The organism is Pseudoalteromonas sp. MMG024 (assembly GCF_021654175.1).
GTDB lineage: Bacteria > Pseudomonadota > Gammaproteobacteria > Enterobacterales > Alteromonadaceae > Pseudoalteromonas.
The window spans coordinates 1-9371 of the sequence record NZ_JAKFZO010000042.1; the positions used below are offsets into that span (position 1 = coordinate 1).

Here is a 9371-nt window from a genome sequence, read left to right on the forward strand (position 1 = left end):
CGAGCAGTCCCTAGAGATTTAATAATTTTGTGCTTATATAAGCTTTTAGCCAGCTTCTCCGCTTGCGTTTCTGGTTTTGCGAACTTAGGCATTCTTTTGTATCCAACGCTTTACAGTTGTCCAATGTACTCTCATTCCTTTACGCAAGAGCCATCTTTGTAGATTGGCTATACTCATATCTTCTTCGTAAAGAGCCAGAAGTCGCTGTTTATGTTTATCTAGCTTGGATGGCTTAAATCGTTTTTTACTGATCAATTTTTTCTCATTTTTTAGGCGCAATGCTTCTGCTTTGGCATTAAAGGTCATAGTTATTCTCCGGTGTGGTTGTAAGAAAAACTGGCTGATTAAGCTCAGCGGCTAACGCCTATTCGCCCCTGTTTTACGCATGCGTAAGGCTCGGACTGATCGCGCCTAAAAATCAAAAGACTTGGTTTTATGATGAAGCTAAAAGCTTCTGAAATGGGGGTTACAGAGAATGTAACGACGTGTTGAAGGCAGCAGAAAAGCGCCTGTTTTTTTCTTGCCCGTAGGGCTTGATTAACATTTAGATTAGCAGCTTTAATTAATATTTCAATCTGCAAATAAAAATCTGCGTGTAAGATGCTCAAGAGCCCATACCCCGCTATGTGTATGCCTATTTTAGGCTTCTACATAGCGGGGTATGGGCGAAGCCCAGAAAAGAGGAGGCAATTGCTCATGATGCCTCATTTTTAAAATTCAAATCTTAAAGCTATTTTAATCAACATAGTTTAAGTTTTGCCCAACATGTGAAAGTATATAGGTTGAAGATTCTTAGGTTTATATGGAAATAGAATGGCGAAAAGTCCTAAACAAGATTTTGTATTTAAGAAGCATATGTCTATTGGTGAGGCAGATGCAGAAAACGATTTAAACTTCTTAGCTGATTGTTTTGTTGATATTGGTGACTTTGAAGTTATAGAAAATACAGAAGCCCCGCAATCAATTGTTTTAGGTCGAACAGGCATTGGAAAAAGTGCTCTTTTGGAGCAACTAGAAAGTAGCTCTGAAAATGTTATTAGGATTGAACCAGAATCTTTAGCGTTAAGACATATTTCAAATTCTACAGTCTTAAATTTTTTTGAGGGTTTAGGTGTAAATTTAGATATTTTTTATAATTTGCTTTGGCAGCATACTTTCGCAGTTGAGCTTATCAAATATAAATATAACATTGACTCCATTCAAGCAAAAACCAACTTCATTGATTTAATAACCAACCTGCTGTCAGGTAATTATAAAAAACAACAAGCCTTGAAGTATATTGAAGAGTGGGGGGACAAATTTTGGGTCGATACTGAAACCAGAATCAAAGAATTAACAGAAAAGCTTGAAGCAAGCCTAAAATCTTCGATTTCTTCAAATGTACCAGGTGTAAAAATCACTGGAGGTGCAGGAGGGGCAATGACAGAAGAGGTTAAGTCAGAAGTAATCCACTATGGAAAAAAAGTTGTAAATACTGTCCAAATTGAAAAATTAGCAAAGTTGGTAAATATTCTTGCTGATGATATTTTTAATGACCGAAAGCAAAAAACATTTATTGTTATAGATAGACTTGATGAAAACTGGGTAGATGATGAGCTTAGATATAAGTTAATCAAGGCTTTAATTGAAACAATTAAAAAGTTTAGAGCAATAAAACCAGTAAAAATAGTTATTACTCTTAGAACAGACTTGCTTCATCGAGTGCTTGATAAGACTAAAGATTCAGGCTTTCAACCGGAGAAGTACAATAGTTTTTATTTAAAAATGGGATGGAATCGCCCTCAGCTCAAAAGCCTGTTAGATATGAGGATTAACCAATTACTAAAGAACAAATACACTAATAGTGAAGTTTTTTTTGAAGATATCTTTCCGAATAAAATAGATAAGGTTACACCTCTTGATTATATTTTAGATAGGACATTGATGAGGCCCAGAGATGCTATTATATTTGTTAATGAGTGTCTTATTGAAGCACAAGGAAAAACTGAAATTACAGGTTCAATGATTAAGCAAGCAGAACTAGCTTATTCTCAAGGGCGTTTGGAGTCACTTAAATTTGAATGGCGAACTGAGCACCAATTGTTAGAAAAATATATTGAACTATTACATCATAAAAATAGTAAATTTAAAGTTTCTAGCATTTTAGATGAAGAATTAGAGCAAGTAATTTTGGGCTTAATAGAAATCCCTAAAGAGCAAGGTGACTTGGCCGTCAAAAGCGCACATGACTATGTTAAATCTAGCTATCCATCATCTCTCTCTTTCATGACTCAAGTTAGGCAGAATATTTTGTATACGCTATACAAAATAGGCATTGTTGGTATCAAAGTTGATGGGACAAGCACTGTAAAGTGGAGCCATGATAGAACTCAAAACTTAACTCCTAAACTCATAGAGCAAACTTCTATTGTCTATATACACAAGATGTTATGGAGAAGCTTAGCAATTGATAAAAGGCCTTCTTAACAAAGGGGCTTTCAAATAACCTCTATAAGGGATAGTTATTTGAGATGAAGACACATGGGGAAGGTATTATAAGCACCATTCCCTAATAACACTTGCCAGCTCATCTTCAATACAATACAGGTACGCAGTTGGCACTTCTAAAGTATCAGCCAGAGCTTTCACTGTTTTAAAGTCTGGAGAATGTACACCTTTCTCATATTGGTTCATTCTTGCTGATGCTGCAAACTGATCCATTCCAGCCAAAATTCCCAACTGTTTTTGCGATAGCCCTTTAGCTTTTCTTGCCTCTTTTAAGCGTTTTGGAAATGGTGATTCGTCATTAGTTTTCATTATTTATTGTTCTTAGCTTGAAAACTAAGAGTTTCTTAGCTTTAATTGAATCTGGATACTAAGGAATCCTTAGTTTTTAGCTTTTGTAACGAATTTAGTTTGGAGGAATGAGTATGCTTGAAACGTTTGTGTGTGTATTGGTCGGGGCTATCTACTTGCTGGTAAGTATATTTACAAGTGATGAGCAGTCGTCGAAAGAAAACGAGCAACTAGATAAATTGAATGATGGTATGGGCAATATTATCGCTGATGGTGAATTTATGTCGCGAGAAGAAGCTGAGGATGCACAATCACGTGGTGAACTTTACGACACCTATTACTAATCACTTAAAGAATAGGACAGTGATCAAAATTAGGCATGCCTAATTTTAAGGAGCAATGTATGTTACTTTTAGATCTATACAAAAATGTTGAGCTAAGGCCATTTATACCTGTAGTAGCTGAGTTTCAAAGCCGTTTAGCTGGTATCGAAGCTGAATGTGAACCATTAGGGCTATCATTTGAGAAAGAAGTGCAGACAGAGCAGGAAATCTTTTTTGCTTTGATTTCTCAAAAAGCGCTGGCTTTCGATGTAACAAATGAAATGGGTGAAGTTTGGGATATTAGATTAGAGCCTTTCAGTCACTTCAAATCTCGAAGCAAAAAAATCGCCTTTCCGTTTATGGGATGTAATGAGCAGAAGCAACAAAATATTAGTGAGTGGATTATTGCTATGTGTAATTGGGAAGGATCTGCTCTATACTCGACTGCAAAGCATTAGCAGAGGTTGTAGTTGTGGCTTTATATGAATGGCTCCAAGCGTGGGTTTTAATGGTGTTAGCTATTAGAGCTACTCGTCGTTACTACAAGTTGAAAAATGACCTTTTTGCAGCAATTAAAGAAGGCAGGATTTAAACATGGCTCCTTTGTTAGTTGGTTGCGCTTTGATTCTAAGTCTTGTGATCTTCTTCGCTGTTTTGTTTCATTTCAAATATAAATGATATTGCATAGAACCTCTCCAAAAGCCTACCTAAAAAGATTATCAAGCAAATTTTTTTGTAGGTGTTTTTATTAGCCAACCCCCATTTTAAAAAATAATAACTATAAAAATCAAATAGTTAATTTTTATAATTGCTAAGTTGTGTTGCTTTTCCCCTAAAACATTAAAACCCCCCCGAAAGTTCCCCTAGCTTTTCAAGGACATCTGTTGGAACACTAAATTACCATTATTGCTCAACTAATTAATAATATGTTGAGCTAATAATTGAGCTCAACACTTACGCTTTGAGGTCAATAATAATGGAAAAGGTATTTTATCGTTCGGAAGAAGTAGCCGACTTACTTTTTATCAGCAAACAAGCTCTTTTTAATCAAATCTCTAAGAACAAACAAGGCTGTGGTAATTACCCATTACCACCGCACATTAAAATTGGCGCTCGATTACTTTTCCCTGTTGAAGACTTTCACAACTGGTTAGCTTCTCAACCAAGAAACAAGTAACGCTAGCTATGGCGTATTTCGAATGCAAAATGACTCATGTCAATTTGAAATCAGATATGTTTTCAATGGTGTGGCCTGTGTTTGCATTAGACGGCAAGTCTAAAGGTGTTTTGGATTTTTCATATAAAGGCGTATCGATAAAAATTGTTCCAAGCGTCCTGGGTCGAGCAACCATCAAAGATAAAGAAATACTCATTTATTGCTTAAGCCATATCATGGCTGCAAAAAATGCTAAGTTAGAGCTCAGTAACACGGTTCGCTTCAACACCTATGATCTCCTAAAGGCTACTGGGAGAGGAACATCAGGAAAAGAGTACAAACTTGTTGAAAAGGCTTTATATCGACTCGCAGGAACTTTAATTACTACTGATTACAAGTTTAATGGCCGAAGATTTTTGGAAAGTATGGGCCTCATCGAAGGCTTTAAGTTAATCGAAGGTAGTGGTTTAAGTTGCTGGCAAGTAACATTGCCCGATTGGCTCATTGAGACGGTTGATGACAATGATGTCTTAACATTACATGATGATTATTTTCAATTATCTAAACCATTTGATCGTAGACTTTATGAAGTCTGCCGGAAGCGCTGTGGTAGACCAACTAAGCAAGTTATAAAGCTGGACAATTTACGAGAAAGGATTGGAATTAGATCGTCGTTGGCGGATTTAAAAAAGCGCCTCAGGAAAATAGACAAAATACTCGATTACAGGTTGAAGGTCGAAGGCGAGAGTTTACTTATTTTTCGTGATACTCAAAGTGGAAAAGTGAAACGCACAAAACTTGAATCCGAAATTTTACGGAAAGGATAAAACTCAGGTGAGTATCGTACTTTTAATCTTGAATAACGTCGTACTTTTGATCTTGAATAGTATCGTACTTCAGATGAAAGCTGTCGTACATTTAACTTTTATGATTCGTACTTTTGATTTTTTATATCCTCTCTAGTCCTTGTAGTAGCTGGATATTCAACGTTCTAAATAGAGAAAAGCGTTAAACGTATTTATAAACAAAAAAATAAACACATTTATGTGTTTAGATTAAAATCAACTGTACAACTAACAATAAAAAGCAGATATTTAGAGATAGGTTGAGGTCATGTATCAGCGGATTGAAACCGCCTTCAGGGGGAGTAATTTTGAGCCTTTACTTTTGGCCCAACTTATAATCTCTCAATGCTTGTGCGTGGACTAATACACGCTCACAGCCAGCTTTGGTATTCATTTCTTGGAAAGGAGAAGCTTCGAGCTTAGGTAAATGTTCAGGGTAATTTTTTGGTATGGAGTCTAACCACCGATAGACCTCATTCATTTTTCCGTATGCCTCTTTTAAGAGTCCTAAAATATCTGACACTATTTCTGGTGTTTCATACCAAGAGTTGGGTTTAAAAGCTGGTTTACGGCCTTTATTAACTCTGTTTGGAAGTTGGGAGCTCTGTAACTCAAAATCACTAATGTTTGGGATATGCCAATCAGCAGCTCGAATCAATGAGGTATTTGCTGTTCTTTCATCTTTTTTCGGAATAACTAAGCCAATTACTATAGGTCTACCACTTAATTGCCTGTACTCTCTCAATTTAAGCATTGCTGGTAATATGTCTGTATCATTAGATACAAATACTACTTGTTCAATTGTTGGATCCATTAATGTATCAAAAATTGCATGGACTGCTACATTAACATCACTTTGCTTTTCTTCTATCTTCCAAATATAAACACTTTCACACTCTCGTGGTTCTTTGTCGCCATCAACTAACTTAGCTTTATTTTTAGAAACGTCGTAATACCCTGAAATTATATCTATTTTATCACCAAGGTGTTTATTTAACGCTGTATGGTAAACGTGTTGATCTGAGACAGAATGAGCATCCATAGCAACTCGTTCGTCTATTGGAGCTGTGAAAAACTTTATTGCTTTAGCTGAGAGTTTGGGACTACCATGAGAATTTCGTTGAAGTAGGTAACTATAGAATAAAGTATAATAATCAAGCCACTTAAAGTTGGTTCCCTTTAAACGACCGTAATAAAAGTTATATCCGTCTATATATACTTTTGTTTCCAATATAGTGGCCTATAATTGAAAAAACCGGCAAAAGCCGGTTTATTTCCCCCACCCTCCAGGAGACAAGCTGCGCGTGAAGAATGGATAAGTTGTTATGAAGAATTTTAGGAGAAGTTGACGAAACCGTCAAGTATTATATTTAATCCACCGTTATATAGTATTGGTCCTTAAAGTTACAGTAGTAAGGATCTCATTAACTCTACTTTTTGCTCCTTAGTTAAGCTTGCCAACAGAGTTTTCATTTCACTCATTTTATCGCCAGGTTTTTGCTCAATCAAACCTGCATATTTGGCTATTGTTTCGGTTACTTTTTCTGCGGGCTCTTTAAGCTCCTCAGCGGTTAAAATTAAATAGCCAGCAGTTACATCACTTTTATCTGTAATATGGTTTAGAAGGCGTTTCAGAAGGTATCCTGATACTCCGCTACTCTCAGCCATTGATGTAAATGTACGGCGCAAATCATGCGAAGTGATTATTACTCCTGCAATTTGGCATACATGTTTCAACGTTTTTTTAGGATCAGTGAGGTAGCCCTTTTTACTGTTTGTCCCAAACACATAGTCAGATACTTTATATTCTTTTCGTCGATTAAATATCTCAGCTAATCGATCTGTAATTGGAAACTCAACGTCCAACCCGTTTTTTGTATCTTCTAAAATGAATATCCTATCTTCAAGGTGCACTTGTGACCAAGGAAGTTGCAGTAACTCTGATCTTCTTAGGCCTGAAAAGATCAAAAATTCTAGGTAATCACAAAAACCGACGCGGCTATTCTGACGATATTTGGCAGCTTCATTTCTGACTTCGTATAATGCGTCCACAAAAGGTTTGAGTTGTGAACGGCGCAGCCGTGTTGTTTTGCGTTTTATATTATTCCAACTACGTTTTTCAGAAAGAGCGGCTACAGGGTTTTCTGGAAATAATGAGCGTCCTTCCGAAGACTTGTACTCAGCCTTGGCAAAGTTAAACAAAGCACGCAATAGGCGCATAGTGCAGTTTGCTTGAGCTGGGCTTCTTGAGGTGATTTCTCGTTGGCGCTTTAAAATCATTGTTTGATTAATATCGGCTAATCGCTTGTTATGCCAGTCCGGTAGATAGCAGTTCATTTTTTGCTTATAACCTCTTTCAGTTATAGGCTTGAGGTCTCTAGATTCGATGTATGAATCAAAAGCTTCTTTCAGAGTAATCGAAGCAGCTCTAAACTGGCGCTTAAGATCATTAGGATTAATACCCTCTGCTATATCTGCCATTACCTTTCTAGCCATTCGCCTCGCATCATCAAGTGTAATTGATGGAAAGTAACCAAGGGTGACATTAATCGGTGTGTCTCTCCCTGGTATTTTTTTATAAACTCTAAATGATTTTTTACCGGCTACGCTCACATCTAAAATGAGTCCTGACAATAGATTGTCATAATAACGAGTGCGTTTACCGTTTGATTCGACCTTTTCAAGCGACAATTCTGTGAAGCGAAATTTTGTGTCTGACATATGGTGCTACCTCTGTGCTACTTTGAACGTAAAATTTAACGTTCTGAAATACATAATGATTTATGCATCAGAGGTGAGGGTTATTCAATAACCCCATGATATGGCTATGAAAATTAGTAAATAGTTATATCAAAAAGTAACTCGTAGTAAATCCTTGTTTTACAACTCATAATCGTTAGGTCCCTGGTTCGAGTCCAGGTGGGGCCACCATTTTAAATAATCCCATCTATTAATTCACATTAGAATATTAAAACTATTCTATCATTTAACCTTTTTTACCTAAGCCCTCTTTACTCCAGTACATTTACAGCTTTGTTATATTCTAGAAGAACAATAACTATCTCTACTAGTATCCGAGATCCCCAGAATATTAAACGCTTTCTCAACTTCACTGTTTAAGTATTCTTGTTTAATAAATAAGGGGCTATTTATTAAATTATTAGCTCGACATAATTCTATTGGAATCAAAACGTTGACTAAGTTATTTTTTAACTCTTCTTTATTATTTTGATCCAATCTCTCATAAAACAATATACTGCTGTGGAGCTGACTATAGAGCAACGAGCCATACAACATGTTATAAGAAACAAAGCTTGCTACTATTGCTCCTAAAACAAATGATAAAATATATTTAAATAACTGCTTCATAAGTTATCCTATGGTGTATATGTATACCAACAGACAGAACCTGTGCCAGTCCTACCAAATGAATAATTTATTGTATAAGATTTACATGTCGTTCGAATGGTTCCACCGCCACTACCGGAACCATAGTTTGACCAGTTCTCATGTCCTCCCCAATCAGCTGCACCAGTAGCATTGTTGCTAATAGGCTGATTATTCTTATCTTTGGCTGTGCCATTGATATATCTATATGGCTGTTTGCTTTCTAACGGGTTAACAAGCACCCACTCAGCAGTGGAACCATAACTAAACTGCGTTGTAACAGTAATGTTCAACTTTAATACAATCAATTTAAAGCCCGTTGATAATAAATCCATTAATGTCTGAATAGATTTTTGTCTAGCATAATTTGATACTGCATCTGATGAAGATATATTTGTAATAACAGTTCGTGCATTACTTGTATCAACACCATTAATGGAGCTAGGGATTAAAATAGGGAGAATAGGGTTGTTTCTATCTATTGGTTTTCCTGATTGCTGTTCCATCTGATTAAACCAAGACGTGATCTTTTGAGTAGCATCACTAGCCTCTGTAGGAACATTGGTAGGAAGTGCCCAATGCATCTCAAACCCCGGCTCTCTATCTGTTTTCACTTTATAAGCATAAATGGCTCCCGAATTTAAATTTGCCACAACAACTTTACCCATAGGCGTTTCTTTCATTGCTACACTTTCAAATTGAGTTTCAGATGTACACGAATTACAGATTTCGTAGTGATAACCTAGATTTTGATAATCGGTTTCATCAGAAGCAAATGATGAAACCGATAGAAAAGCAATAAAAAGCAATAAAAAGCAATAAATAGTATTATTATTCGCATTTTTATATCCTTTTAAAAATGTTTATTGAAATATAATTTTATTG

The 9371-nt window shown here is 36.1% G+C and carries 11 protein-coding genes; 5 read left to right on the forward strand and 6 right to left on the reverse strand.

The genetic code is table 11. From position 1 onward, the window contains the following. Window positions 1-84: 84 nt before the first annotated feature. Window positions 85-306: a hypothetical protein gene (locus L1068_RS21640; RefSeq protein WP_237131936.1), complete on the reverse strand. Its 222-nt coding sequence runs from the start codon at window positions 304-306 to the stop codon at window positions 85-87. Between the two features lie 507 nt (window positions 307-813). Between L1068_RS21640 and L1068_RS21645 the strand changes: the two genes are divergently transcribed. After that, a complete protein-coding gene (locus L1068_RS21645; RefSeq protein WP_138579499.1) occupies window positions 814-2466 on the forward strand; it encodes a DNA repair ATPase in 1653 nt (550 codons plus the stop codon). A 66-nt stretch (window positions 2467-2532) separates the two neighbouring features. Here the strand turns inward: L1068_RS21645 and L1068_RS21650 are convergent, their stop codons facing one another. Next, on the reverse strand, window positions 2533-2796 hold the full coding sequence (locus L1068_RS21650) for a helix-turn-helix transcriptional regulator (protein ID WP_237131937.1): 264 nt from the start codon (window positions 2794-2796) through the stop codon (window positions 2533-2535). A 113-nt stretch (window positions 2797-2909) separates the two neighbouring features. Between L1068_RS21650 and L1068_RS21655 the strand changes: the two genes are divergently transcribed. The 4 genes from L1068_RS21655 (at window position 2910) to L1068_RS21670 (ending at window position 5081) form a co-directional block, all read left to right on the forward strand. After that, complete coding sequence (locus L1068_RS21655; protein ID WP_237131938.1) at window positions 2910-3119, forward strand: hypothetical protein; 210 nt, start codon at window positions 2910-2912, stop codon at window positions 3117-3119. A 59-nt stretch (window positions 3120-3178) separates the two neighbouring features. Beyond that, on the forward strand, window positions 3179-3556 hold the full coding sequence (locus L1068_RS21660; protein ID WP_237131939.1) for a hypothetical protein: 378 nt from the start codon (window positions 3179-3181) through the stop codon (window positions 3554-3556). A 518-nt stretch (window positions 3557-4074) separates the two neighbouring features. Beyond that, window positions 4075-4275, forward strand: a complete 201-nt coding sequence (locus tag L1068_RS21665; RefSeq protein WP_033032042.1) for a helix-turn-helix domain-containing protein — start codon at window positions 4075-4077, stop codon at window positions 4273-4275. A gap of 56 nt (window positions 4276-4331) precedes the next feature. Then, a complete protein-coding gene (locus L1068_RS21670; RefSeq protein WP_275420015.1) occupies window positions 4332-5081 on the forward strand; it encodes a replication initiator protein A in 750 nt (249 codons plus the stop codon). A 334-nt stretch (window positions 5082-5415) separates the two neighbouring features. Here the strand turns inward: L1068_RS21670 and L1068_RS21675 are convergent, their stop codons facing one another. The 4 genes from L1068_RS21675 to L1068_RS21690 form a co-directional block, all read right to left on the reverse strand. Beyond that, on the reverse strand, window positions 5416-6330 hold the full coding sequence (locus L1068_RS21675) for an NYN domain-containing protein (protein WP_237131941.1): 915 nt from the start codon (window positions 6328-6330) through the stop codon (window positions 5416-5418). 173 nt (window positions 6331-6503) lie between these two features. Then, complete coding sequence (locus L1068_RS21680; RefSeq protein ID WP_237131942.1) at window positions 6504-7820, reverse strand: integrase family protein; 1317 nt, start codon at window positions 7818-7820, stop codon at window positions 6504-6506. Between the two features lie 315 nt (window positions 7821-8135). Then, entirely contained in the window at window positions 8136-8468 is a 333-nt protein-coding gene (locus tag L1068_RS21685; RefSeq protein WP_237131943.1) for a hypothetical protein, read from the reverse strand. Between the two features lie 8 nt (window positions 8469-8476). Continuing rightward, window positions 8477-9169 (reverse strand): hypothetical protein, encoded by a 693-nt coding sequence (locus tag L1068_RS21690; RefSeq protein ID WP_237131944.1) that lies wholly within the window; start codon window positions 9167-9169, stop codon window positions 8477-8479. Between the last annotated feature and the right edge of the window lie 202 nt (window positions 9170-9371).